Annotated in this window: 23 protein-coding genes; 12 read left to right on the top strand and 11 right to left on the bottom strand. The window is 38.6% G+C overall.

Annotated features, from left to right (window positions below; genetic code table 11):
* Positions 1-10 precede the first annotated feature (10 nt).
* The 3 genes from LDL79_RS09240 (at position 11) to egtD (ending at position 2,662) form a co-directional block, all read left to right on the top strand.
* Positions 11-424, top strand: coding sequence for an energy transducer TonB (locus LDL79_RS09240; RefSeq protein ID WP_225597496.1), 414 nt, complete (start codon positions 11-13; stop codon positions 422-424).
* An 87-nt stretch (positions 425-511) separates the two neighbouring features.
* Positions 512-1,678 (top strand): ergothioneine biosynthesis protein EgtB, encoded by a 1,167-nt coding sequence (gene egtB / locus LDL79_RS09235; RefSeq protein WP_225597495.1) that lies wholly within the window; start codon positions 512-514, stop codon positions 1,676-1,678.
* Positions 1,679-1,687: 9 nt separating this feature from the next.
* Complete coding sequence (gene egtD / locus LDL79_RS09230; RefSeq protein WP_225597493.1) at positions 1,688-2,662, top strand: L-histidine N(alpha)-methyltransferase; 975 nt, start codon at positions 1,688-1,690, stop codon at positions 2,660-2,662.
* Positions 2,663-2,677: 15 nt separating this feature from the next.
* Here egtD and LDL79_RS09225 read toward each other — a convergent pair whose 3' ends face one another.
* Complete coding sequence (locus LDL79_RS09225; RefSeq protein WP_072981830.1) at positions 2,678-2,968, bottom strand: isoamylase early set domain-containing protein; 291 nt, start codon at positions 2,966-2,968, stop codon at positions 2,678-2,680.
* 189 nt (positions 2,969-3,157) lie between these two features.
* Positions 3,158-4,231, bottom strand: coding sequence for an aminotransferase class V-fold PLP-dependent enzyme (locus LDL79_RS09220; protein WP_225597492.1), 1,074 nt, complete (start codon positions 4,229-4,231; stop codon positions 3,158-3,160).
* A 58-nt stretch (positions 4,232-4,289) separates the two neighbouring features.
* On the opposite strand from LDL79_RS09220, the gene LDL79_RS09215 reads away from it, so the two are divergent.
* Genes LDL79_RS09215 through LDL79_RS09205 form a run of 3 tightly spaced genes read left to right on the top strand, consistent with a single transcriptional unit; the run spans position 4,290 to position 6,045 of the window.
* Positions 4,290-4,718: a 2TM domain-containing protein gene (locus LDL79_RS09215; protein ID WP_225597490.1), complete on the top strand. Its 429-nt coding sequence runs from the start codon at positions 4,290-4,292 to the stop codon at positions 4,716-4,718.
* A 3-nt stretch (positions 4,719-4,721) separates the two neighbouring features.
* A complete protein-coding gene (locus LDL79_RS09210; RefSeq protein ID WP_225597488.1) occupies positions 4,722-5,210 on the top strand; it encodes a dihydrofolate reductase in 489 nt (162 codons plus the stop codon).
* Entirely contained in the window at positions 5,197-6,045 is an 849-nt protein-coding gene (locus tag LDL79_RS09205) for a fructosamine kinase family protein (protein ID WP_225597487.1), read from the top strand. Before LDL79_RS09210 ends, LDL79_RS09205 begins: the two co-directional genes overlap by 14 nt.
* Here LDL79_RS09205 and LDL79_RS09200 read toward each other — a convergent pair.
* The gene (locus LDL79_RS09200) at positions 6,042-6,431 is read right to left on the bottom strand and encodes a hypothetical protein (RefSeq protein WP_225597486.1); all 390 of its coding nucleotides are present in this window, start codon (positions 6,429-6,431) and stop codon (positions 6,042-6,044) included. The genes LDL79_RS09205 and LDL79_RS09200 overlap by 4 nt on opposite strands.
* 127 nt (positions 6,432-6,558) lie before the next feature.
* On the opposite strand from LDL79_RS09200, the gene fabD reads away from it, so the two are divergent.
* The gene (fabD, locus tag LDL79_RS09195) at positions 6,559-7,440 is read left to right on the top strand and encodes an ACP S-malonyltransferase (RefSeq protein ID WP_225597485.1); all 882 of its coding nucleotides are present in this window, start codon (positions 6,559-6,561) and stop codon (positions 7,438-7,440) included.
* Between the two features lie 77 nt (positions 7,441-7,517).
* On the opposite strand, the gene LDL79_RS09190 is transcribed toward fabD, so the two are convergent.
* The 4 genes from LDL79_RS09190 to LDL79_RS09175 form a co-directional block, all read right to left on the bottom strand.
* The gene (locus LDL79_RS09190) at positions 7,518-7,754 is read right to left on the bottom strand and encodes a hypothetical protein (RefSeq protein ID WP_072981569.1); all 237 of its coding nucleotides are present in this window, start codon (positions 7,752-7,754) and stop codon (positions 7,518-7,520) included.
* 251 nt (positions 7,755-8,005) lie between these two features.
* On the bottom strand, positions 8,006-8,209 hold the full coding sequence (locus LDL79_RS09185) for a hypothetical protein (RefSeq protein ID WP_072981568.1): 204 nt from the start codon (positions 8,207-8,209) through the stop codon (positions 8,006-8,008).
* Positions 8,210-8,252: 43 nt separating this feature from the next.
* Positions 8,253-8,999 carry a TIGR03915 family putative DNA repair protein gene (locus tag LDL79_RS09180; protein WP_072981567.1) on the bottom strand — a complete coding sequence of 249 codons (747 nt, stop codon included), beginning with the start codon at positions 8,997-8,999 and terminating at the stop codon, positions 8,253-8,255.
* Positions 8,999-10,258, bottom strand: a complete 1,260-nt coding sequence (locus tag LDL79_RS09175; RefSeq protein ID WP_072981566.1) for a putative DNA modification/repair radical SAM protein — start codon at positions 10,256-10,258, stop codon at positions 8,999-9,001. The genes LDL79_RS09180 and LDL79_RS09175 overlap by 1 nt, the downstream gene beginning before the upstream one ends.
* Before the next feature lie 96 nt (positions 10,259-10,354).
* On the opposite strand from LDL79_RS09175, the gene LDL79_RS09170 reads away from it, so the two are divergent.
* Positions 10,355-11,122: a LexA family transcriptional regulator gene (locus LDL79_RS09170; RefSeq protein ID WP_072981565.1), complete on the top strand. Its 768-nt coding sequence runs from the start codon at positions 10,355-10,357 to the stop codon at positions 11,120-11,122.
* Positions 11,123-11,206: 84 nt separating this feature from the next.
* Here LDL79_RS09170 and LDL79_RS09165 read toward each other — a convergent pair whose 3' ends face one another.
* Together LDL79_RS09165 and LDL79_RS09160 are read right to left on the bottom strand one after the other, a co-directional pair.
* Positions 11,207-11,443, bottom strand: a complete 237-nt coding sequence (locus tag LDL79_RS09165; protein WP_167598733.1) for a hypothetical protein — start codon at positions 11,441-11,443, stop codon at positions 11,207-11,209.
* 7 nt (positions 11,444-11,450) lie between these two features.
* On the bottom strand, positions 11,451-11,666 hold the full coding sequence (locus tag LDL79_RS09160; protein ID WP_072981564.1) for a hypothetical protein: 216 nt from the start codon (positions 11,664-11,666) through the stop codon (positions 11,451-11,453).
* A gap of 156 nt (positions 11,667-11,822) precedes the next feature.
* Here LDL79_RS09160 and LDL79_RS09155 point away from each other — a divergent pair, with 156 nt between their 5' ends.
* Positions 11,823-12,479 carry a DUF2461 domain-containing protein gene (locus LDL79_RS09155; protein ID WP_225597484.1) on the top strand — a complete coding sequence of 219 codons (657 nt, stop codon included), beginning with the start codon at positions 11,823-11,825 and terminating at the stop codon, positions 12,477-12,479.
* Here LDL79_RS09155 and LDL79_RS09150 read toward each other — a convergent pair.
* Positions 12,461-13,702 carry a 3-deoxy-D-manno-octulosonic acid transferase gene (locus LDL79_RS09150; RefSeq protein WP_225597483.1) on the bottom strand — a complete coding sequence of 414 codons (1,242 nt, stop codon included), beginning with the start codon at positions 13,700-13,702 and terminating at the stop codon, positions 12,461-12,463. The genes LDL79_RS09155 and LDL79_RS09150 overlap by 19 nt on opposite strands.
* Positions 13,703-13,855: 153 nt before the next feature.
* Between LDL79_RS09150 and LDL79_RS09145 the strand changes: the two genes are divergently transcribed.
* Together LDL79_RS09145 and LDL79_RS09140 are read left to right on the top strand one after the other, a co-directional pair.
* Positions 13,856-14,989 (top strand): DegT/DnrJ/EryC1/StrS family aminotransferase, encoded by a 1,134-nt coding sequence (locus tag LDL79_RS09145; protein ID WP_225597482.1) that lies wholly within the window; start codon positions 13,856-13,858, stop codon positions 14,987-14,989.
* A 12-nt stretch (positions 14,990-15,001) separates the two neighbouring features.
* Positions 15,002-16,273, top strand: a complete 1,272-nt coding sequence (locus tag LDL79_RS09140; RefSeq protein WP_225597481.1) for a metal-dependent hydrolase family protein — start codon at positions 15,002-15,004, stop codon at positions 16,271-16,273.
* Positions 16,274-16,401: 128 nt separating this feature from the next.
* Here LDL79_RS09140 and LDL79_RS09135 read toward each other — a convergent pair whose 3' ends face one another.
* Positions 16,402-16,959, bottom strand: coding sequence for a nitroreductase family protein (locus LDL79_RS09135; RefSeq protein ID WP_225597480.1), 558 nt, complete (start codon positions 16,957-16,959; stop codon positions 16,402-16,404).
* 225 nt (positions 16,960-17,184) lie between these two features.
* Between LDL79_RS09135 and LDL79_RS09130 the strand changes: the two genes are divergently transcribed.
* Positions 17,185-19,143: an OmpA family protein gene (locus tag LDL79_RS09130; protein WP_225597479.1), complete on the top strand. Its 1,959-nt coding sequence runs from the start codon at positions 17,185-17,187 to the stop codon at positions 19,141-19,143.
* The last annotated feature ends 67 nt before the right edge of the window (positions 19,144-19,210 follow it).

Genomic DNA, 19,210 nt, shown 5'->3' with positions numbered 1-19,210 from the left:
TTCAATACCTATGAGATCTTTATTACTTATTACTTGTTTTTTAGTTTCCGCGTTCAGCTTTGCTCAAGAAGGCGTGCTTGTTTCCGGAAACGGAATCACCATTAACGAAATTCCTCCTGTTTGGCCTGGATGTACCGGTTCGACAGCAGAAAAAAAGGCTTGTTTTAAAAAACAACTGGTTCAACACGTAGTTTCAAATTTTCAATTCCCTAAAGGCTACAAAAAAGGTAGCGTTAAGGAAAAAGTGGTTGTAGACTTCGTGATTAACGAAGAAGGCAAACCACAAATTCTTGGTGTAAAAGGCGGTACAAAAGTGCTTCAGGAAGAAGCCAAACGAAACATTATGGCAATACCTCAAATGACTCCGGGTCAGGCAGGAGGTAAACCCAGAGCCATTAAATATTCTATGCCATTCACCTTTTAACTAGGGCTTAACACAGTCTAAGCTAGGGCATAGCAATAATTCCCGTACATTTAAAAAGCTTCTTTTTGAAGTATGTAAATTATTGCTATGCTTACTACTACCACTACGTTTCTTGACTTTTTACTCGAAACCCGCACACATACCGAAACGCTATGTAAACCTCTAGAAATCGAGGATTATGTAGTGCAACCCATTGTAGATGTTTCTCCACCTAAATGGCACTTAGGCCACACCACTTGGTTTTTTGAGGATTTTATTTTAAAAAAGTTTAAAACCGACTATAAGGAGTTTGACCCTAATTTCTCTTTTGTTTTCAATAGTTATTACGAAAGCATGGGTGCTCGGGTGGTTCGTACAGATCGCGGCAATCTTTCGCGCCCTACCGTGCGTGAAGTCTTTGACTATCGTGCGTATGTAACGAATCAGCTGCAAGAATTACTTGAACAGAATAGAGCTTCAGATGAGCTCCAATCCCTTGTAGAAATTGGGATTCATCACGAAAAACAGCACCAAGAACTGCTGCTCACTGACATAAAATACATCCTCGGAAACAATCCCTTACAGCCGGTATATTCTGAGTCATTTTCAGAAAACCCAGCTTCTAACCAATCAACTACCTGGATAGAAATTCCTGAAGGAATCTACGAGATCGGTCATAATGGTGAGGGCTTTTGCTACGACAATGAGCTTGGAAAACACAAAGTATTTCTGAATGATTTTAAAATTTCAAACCAACTCGTTTCAAATAAGGACTATCTAGAATTTATAGAAAACGGTGGTTATGAGCAAGTATTGCTCTGGCATAGCGAAGGCTGGGACTGGGTAAAAAGTTTACATACAAAGGCTCCACAATATTGGCAAAAACAAGATAATTCGTGGTTTTATTACGGTCTTGATGGTGTGCAACCGTTAAACCTTGAGGCTCCAGTAACCCACATCTCGTATTATGAAGCTTTTGCTTTTGCTCAATGGAAGTCTTGCCGTTTACCTACAGAATTTGAATGGGAGGTCGCTCATAAAGCGCTTAACTGGGGAGCACGTTGGGAATGGACCGAAAGCGCATACCTACCCTACCCTAATTATCAAAAAGCACCCGGAGCACTTGGAGAATATAACGGTAAGTTTATGGTAAGCCAGAAAGTTTTGCGCGGAGGCTCTATCGCAACTTCCAATAACCATACGCGCCCCACTTATCGCAATTTCTTTCATCCTCAATTGCGCTGGCAATTCACAGGAATTCGTTTAGCGCAATAATCGTATCTTATGAAAACTACAACTGCATTACAATTCAAAAACACCTTTGAAAAAGAGGTCTATGAAGGGCTTACGGCATTTCCTAAACGTCTGTCTTCAAAATGGTTTTACGACAAAAAAGGAGATAAATTATTTCAGCAGATAATGGATCTTCCCGAATACTATCTGACGGGATGTGAATTTCAGATCATTGATCAATATAAAAATGAGATCGCAACCTTATTTCAAGAATCTAAGGGTTTTGATTTAATTGAACTAGGTGCCGGTGACGGAAAAAAAACCAAAATTCTTTTAGAAGAATTTTTAAAACAGCAGCTGGATTTCACCTATAAACCTATTGATATCAGCCAGAATATGCTCGAGGAACTCGAGGGGGCAATTCTTAAAAAATGGCCAGAGATCAACATTAAGGTAAAGCAGGGCACGTATTTTGAAATTTTAGAAAAACTAAATAATCAGCCTTCTGACCGCAAAAAGGTCATTCTGGTACTCGGGTCTAATATTGGGAACCTTACCCACCCACAAGCGATTGATTTTTTGAAGAATATTAGAAATTCAATGGCTGAACAAGATTTGTTGTTTATGGGACTTGATCAGAAAAAAGACCCGGAAAAAATCTTAAAAGCCTACAATGATTCTCAGGGAGTTACAGAAGCTTTTAATAAAAACATCTTGCATCGAATAAATAAAGAACTTGCGGGAGATTTTAATCCCGAAAGTTTCAAACACTGGCCTACTTATGATCCTGAAACGGGTACTACCAAAAGCTTTTTAGTAAGTACAAAAAGTCAGCAAGTGACGCTCAAAAATTTGAATCTTCAGATCAATTTTGAGCCTTGGGAAAGTATTCATACCGAAATTTCCCAGAAATACGATGATGATGTTGTAAACTGGCTCGCGCAAGAGGCCGGGCTAAAAGTAGTCACCCAGTTTACTGATGCGGAAAGCCAGTTTACAGACTATATATTTAAAACAGATTCCTAGAAGAAAGAAATACGTTTAAACCGAAAGCACGCTATTATCTGCTCCGGCAAAATCATTCCATTGATAACTATCTGCCTCAGGATCGTTCATCCATTGCCCGTCAACAGCATATTTAAATTCATAAGATGCATCTACGGGAATGTTTAATGCTCCTTTAAAAGAGCCATTTTTTAGCTTTTTAAGCTCTACTTTTTCCCACTCATTAAAATCGCCTGCAACGGCAACACTGCTGGCGTCAGTATCTAAAACTGTGAAGGTTACCTTACACTCTGGCTTTGACTTTAAAAATTGTTTTGTAATTGGCATAACAGATTCTTTTTTGATTCCTAACAAATATATAATTGAAGACATATAAAACACAACAAATCAGATATTTATGCGAATTTTTTCAGAAAACGCAGTGAATTAACCTATTGAAAATCAATATAAAAAAGCGAAAACGATTTCTCTAAAGGAATATGCACTTAATTAACAGTAGCTAAATTGAAAATAATGCTAAATTAACTTTAAAAGCTGCTCTAAATCACTTTCGGTATTAAAATAATGGAAACTAATCCGAATTCCATTACCTCGCTGAGAACAGATGATGTCTTTTGCCTTGAGTTTTTCAAATAACTTCTGATCGCCTTTAATATTAAATATCGAAGAGTGCACCTTGCGCTGCGTTACAAATTCATCCAGTAACCCTCGGGAAGCAAATGCTTCTAAGGCCTGTTTCTTAAGTGTATTTATCTGCTCTGTAATGTTTGAATAACCTACTTTTTTCACCAACTGAATAGCGGCTTGCAAACTCCCCATGTTGAGTGTATCTATATGCCCCGGTTCAAACTTACCTATGAGTGCGTGCTCATTTTCTTCTTTATACAATCCGCGAATGGAAGCAAATCCTACTGCTTTTGGTTTCAATACTTCTTGCATCGCTTCTTTAAAGAGAAAAAAACCATTTCCGTAGCCGGCATTCATCCATTTATACGTACTGGCACCAAGAATATCCAGTCCACTTTGTTCAAAATCAAATTCTTCAACACCACAATACTGCGTGCCATCTCCACAAATTATAAGATCAGGAAAGTTTTCTTTAAGCTTCTTTAAAAACTCAAAGTCAATTTGAACTCCACTTACATACTGCACTAAACTCAAACAGAGTATTTGAGGCTTTTCTTTTTCTACAGCTTGCAGGATATTGTCCTCAAGATGCTCATCAATCGCTGCATAACAGATTTCAAAATCCCGAGCTTCAACAGGCCAGTTTATTGAAGGATAGTCTTCTTGCAGCAGTAAAACTTTAGTTTTTGAAGGTAAAGCATCTAACAAAAAATTAAAGCCAATAGAAAAACTAGGGACTAAAGCTACACGGCTGGGATGACACTTAAAAAAAGACCCAACGTCTTTACGTACCCAGCTTATAAATTTATCCTGTTTATCTTTTATCACACTACCATAAACCAGATAATCTAAGTCGTGATTTTGCCTAAAATCAAGCAAGGTTTCAGAAAGTAAACCCGAACCTGCCGTGTTGAGATGCGTATAATTTGCAGTGACCGGGAACTCCTTTTTTAAGTTTTTCATAAGGTTGAATAGCGATTAAATCTTGTAAATTTGATTTTCACACAATTTACTTTTTCTTATGTTCTCAAAAAAGCAGGAATCCACAAAAATAGACCGCGAACAGCGAGAACTTATAGAGCACGCACAATTTAGAATCAAGCAGAAAAAAAATCTCTTTAGACATTTTATCGTTTTTCTGGCAGGCGCGGTTCTTCTTATTATTCTGAATAAGTTTTTAGATTTTGGTACCAACTTCAGACCCGGTCAGGTCGATTGGTTTGTCTGGGCAGTATTGCTTTGGTTTTTCTTATTTCTAATTCATTTTCTGAATGTTTTTCTCTTCAGCAGTTTTATGAATAAAAAATGGGAACATGAGCAATTAGATAAACTGGTGGCTAAACAGAAAGAGAAGATTGCTAAACTTCAGAACAAAGTTGATCAAGAACACCCATTGCCCAATTCAACTGAGCCTAAAGCAATAAACCCCAATCCTCCTTTAAATCCCTAACCGATGAAAATTACGCTTATTGCCGCTGCTGCAGAAAATAATGCGTTAGGTAAAGACAATGACCTTGTGTGGCATTTACCTGATGATTTTAAACGTTTTAAGAAGCTTACTTCGCATCATCATATCATTATGGGAAGAAAGACTTTTGAGTCTTTCCCAAAACCTTTGCCTAACAGAACCCACATTGTTATTACCCGAAATTCAGAGTATGACGCCGGTGAAGGTATAATTGTGGTTGATAGTATAGACGCTGCTCTTGATGCTGTTATGAATGACGACAACCCATATGTGATAGGTGGCGGTGAAATTTATAAACTCGCATTAGATCAGGCTACGCATATAGAACTTACCCGTGTGCATAGCAGTTTTGAGGCGGATGCCTTTTTTCCTGAAATTGACGAGAACGATTGGGAGCTTGTTGCTGAAACATTTCATCCCAAAGATGAGCGCCACGATTATGCATTCACGTATTTAACTTATGCTCGACGCTGATTTTACAATTCATCTAAACCAAAGCTTTTCATTTTCAATTAAACAAGCCACACCTTTGAGTGGTGGTGATATCAATGCTGTTTTTCTATTAACTACTGATCAAGGCAATTTTGTGATCAAGATCAATGATGCACAGCGTTTCCCGGAAATGTTTTATTTAGAAAAACTAGGTTTAGAAAGCTTGGCTCAATCTAAAAGCTTTATCACACCAAAGGTTCTTGACGTTGGTATGTTTGAGACAAAGAGCTACCTACTTCTTGAACACATAGAAAGTGGAAAACCTAGCGTTGACTTCGACGAAATTTTTGCACAAAATCTGGCTAAAATGCATCAGCCTACGTCGGCTTTCGGTTTTCAAAAGGATAATTACATAGGTAGTTTGCCACAATACAATACCGAAGAAGCTTCAGCAGCAGATTTTTATATCAAGCAGCGTTTAATGCCACAATTTAAAATGGCGGCAGACCGTGGTTTTGCTTTTGAAGATGTAGATTTATTGTATAAGTCCATTCCTGATCTTATTCCTGATGAACCGGCAGCGCTTATTCACGGTGATTTATGGGGCGGTAATTTTATGGTCAATTCTGATGGAAATCCTGTGCTTATAGATCCTGCTACTTGTTATGCACCCCGTGAAATGGATTTAGCAATGATGCGCCTTTTTGGTGGTTTTAATCAAAATATATTTGATAAGTATCACGAAGTTTTCCCGCTTTGTGAAGGCTGGAAAGCGCGTATTAAACTTTGGCAACTTTATTACATTCTAGTTCACGTAAATCTTTTTGGGGGTCATTACTACAACACAGCAAACTCGATTCTCAAAACCTATATTTAATCTTCAACGGTTTGTGTGGTAATTAAAATAAGCATTCGATTGCGATGAGAAGGATTTCCCATAACGCTGTCTATTCTTTTTACAAAATTGATGGCACGAGCTTGCTTCAATATGCTCTCTTTATATTCTTTAAAATCATTTACAGGTAAAACCTGATCATCTACAATATAGATGTAATTTTCAGCATCTTTCTGATTTAAATAAAAATTAACCTGCATTTTAGATTCTTTTATAGATGCCTTTTTGCTTTCATTAGCCCATTGATATTTAGGATTTTTCTGGAGCGATAGATTACTGATCGCATCAAATTGAGCTGACACCGCATACGTTGAAAAGACGCAAACTAAAAAAGCCACTATTTTGAAATATCGATTGTGTTTCATCATGAAGATCGTTTCGTATATCATTCAAAGTAAGCAACTTTATAAGAATAAATACCGCACTTTGTATTTATAATTTCTAAATCCATATGTGTATGTGTATTTTTGCAGCACTATTTAGAAAAATCAAAATATGAAAGCATATATTTTTCCCGGTCAGGGAGCGCAGTTTACCGGTATGGGTAAGGACGTTTATGAAACTTCTGATGTGGCTCGTGAATTGTTTGAGCGCGCCAACGAAATACTAGGGTTTGATATTACCAAGATTATGTTTGAAGGCTCTGCTGAAGAACTTAAAGAAACTAAAGTAACCCAACCTGCGATCTTTTTACATTCGGTTGCGTTGTTTAAGGCTTTAGGAGATAGCGCTGTGCCACAAATGGTAGCGGGACATTCTCTAGGTGAAATTTCGGCACTTGTTGCTAACGGCGTATTAAGCTTTGATGACGGACTAAGATTGGTTTCGCAGCGTGCCCAAGCTATGCAAAAGGCTTGTGATAGTGTACCTTCTACAATGGCTGCTATTTTAGGCTTAGAAGACGAACTAGTTGAAGCTGTTTGCGCTGATGTTGATGGAGTGGTAGTAGCTGCGAATTACAATTGCCCGGGACAATTGATTATTTCCGGGGAAATCGAAGCAGTAAACGAAGCTTGTGAACGTTTAAAGGAGCGTGGTGCAAAGCGTGCCTTAGTGCTTCCGGTGGGGGGTGCTTTTCATTCTCCTTTAATGGAGCCAGCGCGCGAAGAACTTGCAGCTGCCATTGAGAAAACAACCTTTAGTACACCTACGTGCCCTATTTATCAAAACGTAAGTACTACAGCAGTAACCGATCCTGCAGAAATTAAAAAGAACTTACTTTTTCAACTAACGGCTCCTGTAAAATGGACGCAAAGTGTTGAAAATATGCTTAAAGACGGTGCCACAGAATTTATTGAAGTTGGCCCAGGTAAGGTATTACAAGGTCTAGTCAAAAAAGTAGACCGTCAAACTGCTACCAGTAGCGCTACGATCTAACAAGTAGTATTCTATTTTTTCACATAAAAAAAGCCCCGAACTTACGTTCGGGGCTTTCCCTTTTAATCTCTTAGAGATTACATATCGTCGTTTCCTTCAACTTCGTCCTCAACTTCTTGAGCACCTTCTTCGATAGCGTCACCGGTATCTTCAGCAGCCTCTTCTACTGCATCACCAGCATCTTCCATTGCATCTCCCATATCGTCAGCAGCGCTTTCCATTGCGTCTTCAGTTTTTTCTTCAGTAGTTTCGCGACAAGCAGAAACAGAAACCATTAATAAAAGTGCGAATGCACTGTACATAAATTTTTTCATAATTGATGTAATTTTAATTAGCGTTAATTGCTGTCAAATGTATATAAATTAACAGCGCTTATTCTTAAATTTTATTAAATTTTTTATCGATTTATGTTTTTGCTAAAAAAACCGCAAGCATTACAATGAATTGATTATCAGAATCTCTGACAATTTTGAATTTTTCAATAAACCGGGTTAACGCTAAAAAGCAAAAAGGGTATTTTAAAATCACTTTTAAAATACCCTTTTTTTTAAATTATCAAAGCTTACTAATGATCGTCGTTACCTTGTATCTCATCATTAAGTTCATCTGCTCCTTCTTGAATAGCATCCCCGGCTTCTTCAGCAGCTTGCTCTACATCTTCACCAATAGCTTCAACTGCTTCCTCGGTTTTTTCTTGAGTGGTTTCTCTACACGAAGACACTGCTCCTAAAATGGCGAGTGCCATCACGCTGTAATATAATCGCTTCATAATTTGAATTTTGAGTTACTTAATTAAAAATAATCATTTATCGCTAAAGCGGATTTTTTTCATTTAAGTATTTCCAATAACGTTTAGGTACGTGTTGCTGATGAAGTTTCTTATTAATTCGGCTTTTAATACCTGTACTTATAAAATAATCTTGCCACATCTCATCGTAATACTGCTCCTCTTCGTGAAGGCCATCTTTTAAATTATTGGCGTCAAAATCTAGCGTAACGAATGTTATGCTCTTAAGATCGTAATAAATACCATAGTTGCGCTTATGATCAACGATAACAAATTGCTGATCTGCATAACGATTCTTAAAATGCTTCGCAATGAGTGGAAGCACGTTAAAATCAGGTGCGACTAGTGCGATATACAGGTCATCTTTTGTCCGTTTAAATCTCACAAAAGCTTCCATCCTGTGTTTTTCCCGTCCTATTTGTTTGGTCCATTGAGCCAACTTGAGTACCGCCGGTTCCCCATAATCTTTGGCATTTTTAGTTTTCAACACATATTGAATCGCTTTTAGAATGTAAGATTCTTTTTCTCGCAATTCTGTCAAGAACGAGCGATACACCGTTGCGCTAAATTGTGGAAATTGTTTTAGTTTATCCCAAACGCGCGCTGCTTTGGTCTCATCGGTATATATGTGATTTTTTTCGGCGAAAAAATCAGGTTCGTAAAAACGTTCTTCTACTATTTCAGCATTAGGAATTCGCTCTTCATATACCACAAAAATAGCAGTCAGCAATCCTTCAAAACTTCCATCATAAATAAGTTTTTGAGCTTGCATTAAAACAAGGTTAGCTGATTATTATACATTTTCTGATACTTACTTTGAGAACTTTGAAGAATCATACTTTTAATACGTGCCGGCTCTAGATCCCGTCGTTCCCAGTCGCGGGAATCACAGATCATAAAATATTTAGCTCGGTTAAATGCGATGCCAATGGCTTTTAAATTCTCCCAATTCAATCTTCGGTATTTTCTGGCGTTTAAGATCTTGTATACAGATTTCATCCCCAATCCCGGTATCCGGGCAAGCATTCGTTTTTCGGCAGTATTGACATCAACCGGAAACAGATGCATATTGCGCAAAGCCCAACTCAATTTAGGATCGATGTCCACATCTAAATTGGGATACTCTTTATTTAATAATTCGCGTACATCAAAACCATAAAACCGGAGTAACCAATCTGTTTGATATAATCTATTTTCTCTCAGCATAGGCACCTCAGTTCCTAACGCCGGCAGGCGCTCATCTTTTAAGACCGGCACATAACCTGAGTAGTACACACGCTTCATTTTATAGGTGCTATAATAATGCACAGCAGAATACATAATATCCTTATCACTCTCCCCCGTTGCACCTACAATCATTTGCGTGCTTTGTCCGGCAGGTGCATAAATAGGCGTTTTTCGGGAGAGTTTTTTATCTTCCTGATACTGTAAAATTTCATTCTTGACCTTTTCCATAGGTTTGATGAAATCCTTATGATTCTTTTCAGGAGCCAATAATTTGAGTCCGGAAACTGTGGGAATCTCAATATTGATCGAAAGTCTATCGGCATACAAACCGGCTTCACGCATTAGTTCGTCACTGCACCCGGGAATAGATTTTAAATGAATGTAACCGTTAAAATTTTCTTCTAAACGCAACTTTTTGGCCACCGCAATCAGCCGCTCCATCGTATGATCTGGACTTGAGAAAATACCACTGCTTAGAAATAAACCTTCAATATAGTTACGGCGGTAAAAATTGATCGTAAGATCTACCACTTCTTGAATCTTAAAAGCAGCGCGCTTGATATCATTGCTCTTTCGGCTCACGCAATAAGCGCAATCAAAAATGCAATGATTGGTAAGTAAGATTTTAAGGAGGGAAATACACCGGCCATCTTCAGTATAACTGTGGCAGATTCCCATTCCGGAACTATCCCCTAAACCTTTAGAAGTATTCTGACGCTTGCTTCCACTAGAGGAACACGAGACATCATATTTTGCTGCATCAGCAAGAATATTTAATTTTTCTTTTATTCGTTCAAAATTCATAGTAGGAATTTTTACAAAAATAAAGAATTTTTCCTATTGATGGATTTTTTCCTATCTTTAAATCGGATTTATTCCGAATTATTTTATTTTTACGCTATGGGAATCAATGAAGTATCTGGCGACATTCGTCGTTTTAAGCAAGTGCGCGAAGAACAAAACCTCACGCAATCAGAATTTGCCGAAGCTTTAGGCATCAAAAATTCAACTGCAGACATCGAGCGTGGTAGAACTAAACTTTCTGGTCAAGTAGTCACCGAATTATTACGGCTTTACAATATTAATCCCTTATGGTTATTTGGGTACAGCAATCAAAAATTATTGCACGCAGGTAAGGGTGACGTTAGCCCTAAGGTGGTGACGGTTGATCTTGCCGATAACGAAAATCTTGTTATGGTGAATCAGAAAGCTGCAGCCGGATACCCACATAATGTTCAGGATGTAGACTGGTATCAACAGCTTCCTGCTTTTGACCTTCCTTTACCACAATATCGCAATGCCACTTACCGTGGTTTTCAAATTGAAGGAGATAGTATGCTTCCTAATTTTATGCCCGATGACTGGGTTTTGGGGAAAGCTATCGCCAGTATGGACGAAGCTTCCACAAATAGGGTATATGTGGTGGTTTTACCGGATGCGGTGGTCGTAAAAAAGCTTCAGAAATTGCCAGACCCTTCAAAGGTATTACTCATTTCACTCAATCAAGAATATTTGCCATTTGAAGTTCAAGTGAGCGATATTCAAGAGTTATGGCAGGTAAACAGTAAACTTACCTTTCACTTAGACTCTCCTTCTGAGAGTAGTTTACTCAAAGAATTACAGCAAGGTATGGAAGAACTTAAAAGTCAAATGCGCAACCTCAAATAATTTTCTCGAGAATTATACTATAAAACAAAAAAATCCACCGTATACACGGTGGATTTTAGTTTGTTGTTTGTTGTCAGATGCTGATTAGTGGTCTACTTTTATTTTAGTATCTCCGTCTGCATCTTCTTTAATCTTTACCTCTTTTTCTTCAGACTCCATTTTGATTTTATAATTACCATCATCATCTGTTTTGGTATCGATCTCAGCTCCTTCTTCTTTCATTTCTTCTACAAGTTTTTCCTTTTCACTTTGCTCACGACACGCTGTGAATGAAATAGAAACCACTAAAAGAAGACTTGCTAAAAAACTAATCTTTTTCATCTTTATATTATTTGTTATCATCACCAATATTTTCAATTTCTTCGTCAATCTCCTTATTGACTTCAGCATCTACTTTTTTTGCTGTACGTTCTAGAATTCCTTCATCGTCTTTCTCAACTTCTACTTCTTTAACGACCACAGTTTCTTTTTCTTCCTGTTCTCTACACGAGTAGGTGTTAAATGCTAAAAGACCTAAAACAAAAATTCCAATTACTTTTTTCATGATTTAATGATTTGGTTGAAGGGCAAATCTAGATAGAAATGCCTTTGGTATTTTAAAAGAATTGATAAATGATTGCTAAAAATTCTAAATAATGCGTTAAAGCAGAATAGTTTAGCAGCGCGTACCTCTTGAGAACAGTACCTTTAACCGAAAAAGATGAACTTTCAGAATTTATATGCGTTTTTAAGAGCTTTGCAAAAAAACAATGCAAAAGAATGGATGGATGATAACCGAAAATGGTATCACGAGATCAGAGATTCTTATATTGAATGGCTCACGCAAATGGATTTACAATTGAGTGAGATCGATCCTAATTACACGCATACTCCAGGCAAAAAAGCGATCAACAGAATAAATAATAATTTGCTTTACCACCCTAACAAACCCATTTATAAAGATCACTTTGGTGCAGGTTTAGATCAGGAAACCAAACAGGGAGATTTTTATATCCACCTAGGCACTTCAGAGAGTTTTATTGCCGGTGGTTTTTACAAACCCAAATCTTCTTTACTTAAAAGTATTAGACAAGCGATTGACTACAATGGTGAGGAGCTAAAGGCTATTCTCAACAAACCTAGCTTTAAAGAAGTCTTTGGAAATCTGGTAGATGACGGTGACAGTCTCCAAACTGCACCTAAAGGTTTCTCACAAGATCACGAACATATAGATTTGCTGCGCCGCAAGACTTTTGCAGTTCAACATAATCTAACTCAAAAAACAGTAATGAGTGCTGACCTTGATAATCAGGTCATAAAGATCTATAAAGAAATGCTTCCGTTTAGAACCTATTTAAATCAAGCCGTTAGCGTCTGATCTATATAAGCCATAATCTTAGGCGTTGCACCTCTATTGTTTGAGATAAAATTACCAGAAATGATTCCTGTTTTTAGTCTGAAATTGGCATCGGTCGTCAATTTCTGAAGCAGCGCAGTAGTTTCTTCAAGATTCGCAACGGTAAATAGTCCGGCTAAGGTTCTCAGATCTTGAGCTTCCGGAAATTTTTCGATGTGAATCCCAGTGATGATGGGCACTCCAAAGGTTGCAGGCTCTAATATATTATGCAAACCGGTGGTTCCCGCTGCGCCGCCTACATAGGCAAGATCAGCATAAGCATAGATCTTAGATAAAAAACCTATTGCATCAACAATTAAAATATTCGCTTCATAATTTTTATCAGATTGAAGGTTTGAAAAGCGCTTAGAAGGCCTTTTTAAAACTTGCTCTAATTCCTGTATACGGTCTTCATCCACTTTATGCGGAGCGATCAAAATTTTGATTCCGCTTGCGGTATTTATAAAATCCGACAGTAAAGTAATGTCTTCAGGCCAGGTACTTCCGCAAACTAATAAAAGGTCAGCTCCTTTAAAACGCTCGATTTCCGATAAAAAGTTATCATAACTCAATTGACGATGCACCCGGTCAAAACGGGTATCGCCACTCACTTCAGCATTCTTAAAACCCAATTGCTGCAATTGATCTAAAGAAGAAGAATTCTGAAGAAAAAAATAGTCGAAAGCCCTTAGCGACTGTGTCATCCACCTACCATAAAATTTAAAAAACGGCTGATCAGCTCTAAACACTCCGGAAACTAAAAGCGTAGGCACTTTTAGTTTTTGAAGGGTATTGAGGTAATTAGGCCAAAACTCATACTTTACAAAAATTGCCAGTTCTGGTTTTACCACTTTTACAAAACGCTGAGCATTTCTTTTGGTGTCTAAAGGCAAATAAGTCACCAAATCAGCCAGCGGTGTTGCTTTCTTTACGGTATAGCCTGAAGGCGAAAAAAAAGTAAGTACAATTTTGTAGTCTTTGTACTTCGCCCGGAGCTCTTCTAGAACAGGAACGGCTTGCTCATACTCTCCGAGAGAAGCGGCGTGCACCCAGATCGTTTGATCTTGAGCTGATAGTTTTTCCTCTAAAACTTTAAATATGCCACGACGTACTTGATAGAATTCTTTCAAGGATTTTACAAACACTCCCAACACCGGAAGCATCACGTGAAACAAGCTGATCAAAAGGGAATACAAGTGGCGCATAAGGACACAAAAGTAGCCTTTTCTACCTAAAAAATACATTGGCTAAAGCGGCTAGATTTCGTAATTTTGTAACACTAAAATAAAAGCCGATTCACACAAACTCCCACAACCTCAAAGGGTTTTGAAAAAAGGTATTCGGCGTAAGATTCAGCTATGAGAAAAATACAAATGGTTGACCTTAAAGGTCAATACGAACCTATAAAAGAACAAGTAAACAGAACCATTCAAGAAGTAATAGACACAACTGCGTTTATCAACGGACCAGAAGTTCACGGTTTTCAGAAAGATTTAGAAGACTACCTGAATGTAAAGCATGTGATTCCTTGTGCCAACGGAACTGACGCTTTGCAAATCGCAATGATGGGACTTGGGCTAAAACCGGGAGACGAAGTGATCACAGCTGATTTCACATTTGCAGCTACCGTTGAAGTAATTGCGTTGCTTCAGTTAACACCGGTTTTAGTTGATGTGGATCCTGTTGATTTTAATATTGATATTGAAGCGGTAAAAAAAGCCATTACTCCAAAAACAAAGGCGATTGTTCCTGTGCATCTTTTTGGTCAGGTTGCAAATATGGATGCGTTACTTGAACTTGCTGAGGAGCATAATCTATTTGTAATTGAAGACAATGCCCAAGCCATCGGCGCTGATTACAAGCATAAAGATGGTTCTACTTCTAAAACCGGAACCATTGGTCACGTGGGAAGCACTTCATTTTTTCCTTCCAAAAATCTAGGTTGCTACGGAGATGGTGGTGCAATTTTTACAAATGATGATGCTTTAGCACATACCATTAGAGGTATTGTAAATCACGGGATGTATGAGCGCTATCATCACGATGTCGTAGGTGTAAACTCGAGATTAGATTCTATTCAGGCGGCAGTATTGCGTGCTAAGCTTCCGCACCTTGATAACTACAATGCCCGAAGAAGAGCTGCTGCACTTAAATATACTGAGCATCTAAAAGACCATCCTAAAGTAATTACACCAAACATCGTAAGCGGTGATCCTAACGCGCACGTTTTTCACCAATACACGTTGCGTTTGCAAGGCGTAGATCGTGACGCTCTTGTAAAACACTTAAATGCTAACGATATTCCTTGCGGAGTGTATTACCCTATTCCGCTGCATAAACAGAAAGCTTATGCTGATGCTCGTTATAATGAAGATGACTTTACCATCACCAATCAATTAGTGAAAGAAGTGATCTCATTACCAATGCATTCTGAGCTAGATAATGAGCAAATTGAGTATATTGTAACTAAAATCTTAGAATTTATCGATTAAACAACTATCCACATGCGCATCACACTTCTCTCGCTGGCATTAGCTCTTTTAAGTAATATTGCTTTTGCTCAAAAAACGTATTTACACGTTGGTAAACTCGTTGACACCAAAAACGGAAAAGTCTTAAACGAACAAACGATTATCGTTTCGGGAGATGAAATTGAAGATGTAATTGATGGTTATGAATCTGGTGCCGGAAAGGTCATAGATTTAAAAGACAAAGTTGTACTTCCTGGTTTTGCTGATTTGCACGTACATATTGAAACCGAAACCAGTCCTACGCGTTACCTAGAAGGGTTTACACTTAATGAAGCAGACATCGCTTACAAAGCGCAAGAGCTTGCATTACGCACCTTAAATGCTGGGTTTACCACAATTAGGGATCTTGGCGGAAGCGGTGTAAATGTCTCCCTACGCAATGCGATAAATACAGGAAAAGTATTAGGTCCTCGAATTTTCACCGCCGAAAAAGCGATTGGCACCACTGGCGGGCACGCTGATCCTACAAACGGATACCGCAAAGATCTAATGGGTGATCCGGGACCTAAAGAAGGTGTTGTGAACAATGTAGATGACGCCCGTAAAGCGGTAAGACAACGTTATAAAAACGGCGCCGATTGGATTAAAATCACCGCGACCGGTGGCGTTTTAAGTGTAGCAAAAAATGGTCAGAATCCTCAGTTTACTGAAGAAGAGATTGAAGCTATAGTGACCACTGGAAAAGATTACGATTTGCAAGTGGCTGCTCACGCACACGGAGACGAAGGAATGCAGCGCGCCGTGCGAGCAGGTGTAAAGACCATTGAGCACGGCACTTTGATGAGTGAAGAGACTGCAGATTTAATGAAAAAGCACAACACCTACTATATACCTACTTTGAGTGCTGGTAAATATGTTGCAGAAAAGGCAAAAATAAAAGATTACTACCCTGCAGTGATCGTCCCTAAAGCATTAGAGATAGGACCTCAACTTCAAAAAACCTTCGCGATGGCGTACAACAAAGGAGTCAATATCGCCTTCGGGACCGATGCCGGCGTGTTTCCGCACGGGGAGAATGCTAAAGAATTTGGATATATGGTTGAGGCCGGTATGACCCCGATGGAAGCGATTCAATCTGCAACTATTGAGACTGCTAAAGTACTCAAAGCTGAAGAAGCGCTGGGGCAATTAGCAGCAGGTTTTAAAGCAGACATCATCGCAGTTGAAGAAGACCCTATACAAAATATCAATACCTTAAATGAGGTGACTTTTGTAATGAAAGCAGGTGAGGTAATTAAAGAATAATTTCCACCCCTCACCTTTTAAGTATACCACCTCAGGGCAAACCCGAGAGACATTTATTAATTGGAAAAACGTTTTCAATTTCTAAGCAAGCATCTGATTATCAAACCCTTTGGCGGTGCCAATAAATTTTAAAACCAAACTGTTTTATCTTCAATAGCGTCGCGCTCTCCAGCAAGCGGCTCCTCTTCATAAGCGCCTAAATAAAAGAACCCTAAGCATTCTTCACCGGTATTTAGCTTTAGTTCTGTATGCATAGCTGTTCTATAACCCGGCGAACTCCAATAGCCACCAAGGCCTAATTCTCCCGTCATAAGCCATAGATTTTGCACAGCCATCGCAGTAGCAGCCACTTCTTCCCATTCAGGAACACTCTCTTTAGGATCGCGCTGCATACAGATCACAATGACCGCTGCACTTGTGGTCACTTTTTCAAGCGTTTTTTTCAGCTTAAATGCAGAAAATTGATGTTCAGGAGTGGTAGCCGTGTAGGCTTTCTCTATAAATTCAGCGAGTACGCTGAGTGAATCCTCTCTAAAAACTTTAAAACGCCACGGTTGCGTTTTACGATGAGTAGGCGCCCAGTTTGCAGCTTCGAGTAATATTTTTATTTCTTCTTTTGAAACTGCTTTTCCTGAAAATTGATTCGGAAAAATAGATCTTCTATTTTTGATTATTTGCTTTAACATAGTTCAATTCTTTACTTCAAAGTTAGCAAGTATAACACAGCTAAACATCTGAAGCCCCAATTTCTATCTTAGAATTCTTCAGAAAATTGAAAAAACACATCGAAAAAAAGGGATAAACCACCCCCTAATTTTTTAGCAATCAGCGGATTTAAAATTTCACAGGGTTAAAATTTAGTTATATTTGTACTCCCCTAGATCTCAATTTCAACCTATTATTTTTTAGCTATGCAGGTAATCTCAAGCAAGCGTTTTCTACAATTTTTTCTTTTTCTATCACTTTCGCTCACATACGCTCAAGAAAAGGAATTAGACAAAGCCGCCAAAAAGTTTGAAAGTTATGCCTTTATCGATGCACAAAAAATCTATTTACGATTAGCAGGGGAAGGTTATGAATCTGAAGAACTTTTTAAAAAACTGGGGGACAGTTATTATTTTAACGGCAAATACGAAGAAAGTGCCAAATGGTACAAAAAACTTTACGATAAATACCCGGAATCCTTAACACCAGAAGACCTATTCAGATACGCACAATCCCTCAAAGGGGTGCAACAATACGAAGCCTCAGATCGTATTATGGAGTTGTTTCGCAAGGAAAAAGGTGAAGATTCTAGGGCAGAATTATTTAATGAAGAGCCAGATTATCTTGAGGAAATAAGCTACAGCGAAAGCGAATATGAAGTTGAAAATTTGAGAAGAACCAACTCACGATTATCTGACTTTGGCCCGATGATCTATGAGAACAAATTGATCTTTTCTTCTGCCAGAGACACAGGATCTACCGCACGCTACATCCACAAATGGAACAACGAACCTTTTTTAGATTTCTATCAAGCGCCCATAGATGTTGAAACCGGTGATCTTGGAGCAGTAGAAAAGTTCGGCGGCATACTCAACTCCCGCTATCACGAGTCTTCCCCTACTTTTACCAGCGATGGGAATACTATGTATTTTACCCGAAACAATTTCAGTCAAGGCGTAAAACGCAGTGATAAAAATGGTACTGTTAGACTTAAGATTTTCAAATCGGTTAAAAAAGGCGGAAACTGGAGTGCGCCGGTAGAACTTCCGTTTAATGATGATGATTATTCAGTTTCACACCCCGCACTTAGCCCGGATAATAAAAAGTTATACTTCGCATCTGATATGCCGGGAACCGTTGGTTTTTCAGACATCTGGGTGGTTGATATTTTAGGCGATAATGAATACAGCGCTCCTGAAAATCTGGGGCCCATCATCAATACCGAAGGGCGTGAGAACTTTCCGTACATCAGTAAAAAAGGAAACCTTTATTTCTCTTCAGACGGGCGACCCGGACTTGGAGGTCTTGACATCTATGTTGTTGCTACCAAGAAAAATGGAGACGTGGCCTATGTTATCAATCTAGGAAAACCGGTCAACAGTCCGCAAGACGATTTTGCTTTCATCGTTGATGATTACCGCAATATGGGCTACTTTTCAACCAATCGTTATTACGGAATGGGAAGTGATGATATCTTCAAATTCACTAAAAAACCGGTAGAGATCCCGGTTTGTGAATCACTCATCACAGGTACGGTTAGAGATAAAGAAACCGAACTTCCTATACCAACCGCTACGGTGAGCATTCTAGATCTGGAAGGAAATGTTCTTGCCAGTACGCCTGTAAATGAAAATGCAGAGTATTCATTGAGTGTCATCTGCGGCCAACAGATTCTTATTCGCGCCAGCGAACCGGAATACTATTCTGCGGAAGAACTCGTAACAGTGCCTAAAGATGGCGGCGATATGGTTGTTGATCTTTATCTAGAACCGCGCATCACCAAAATCAACCAAGGTGATGATCTTGCTAAACTTCTAGATTTGAAACCCATTTATTTTGATTTTGATCGCTTTAATATAAGACCGGATGCTGCCGAAGAATTGACTAAGGTGCTGGCAGTTATGGAGTCAAATCCAACTTTAGTTGTTGAAATACGCTCGCATACGGATAGTCGCGGAATCGATTCTTATAACCTAAGTTTATCTGACAAACGAGCAAAATCTACAGCAGACTGGATCGTAAGTAGAGGTATTGATCCTACTCGAATTTCGGGTAAAGGATTTGGAGAAACCGAACTCATTAATGATTGCGGAAATGGATCTGATTGCACCGAAGAGCAACATCAACTCAACCGTCGCTCAGAGTTTATTGTGATCAGTTTTTAATGCTTTAAAGAAAACTTGTTCAATGCAATTTTTAATATAAACCCTTTAATGACAAATAAAAAATGAG

The organism is Leeuwenhoekiella palythoae, from assembly GCF_020310025.1.
GTDB classification, from domain to species: Bacteria; Bacteroidota; Bacteroidia; order Flavobacteriales; family Flavobacteriaceae; genus Leeuwenhoekiella; species Leeuwenhoekiella palythoae.
The sequence above is the reverse complement of the archived record's forward strand: the minus strand, read 5'-3'. Positions and strand labels throughout refer to the sequence as shown.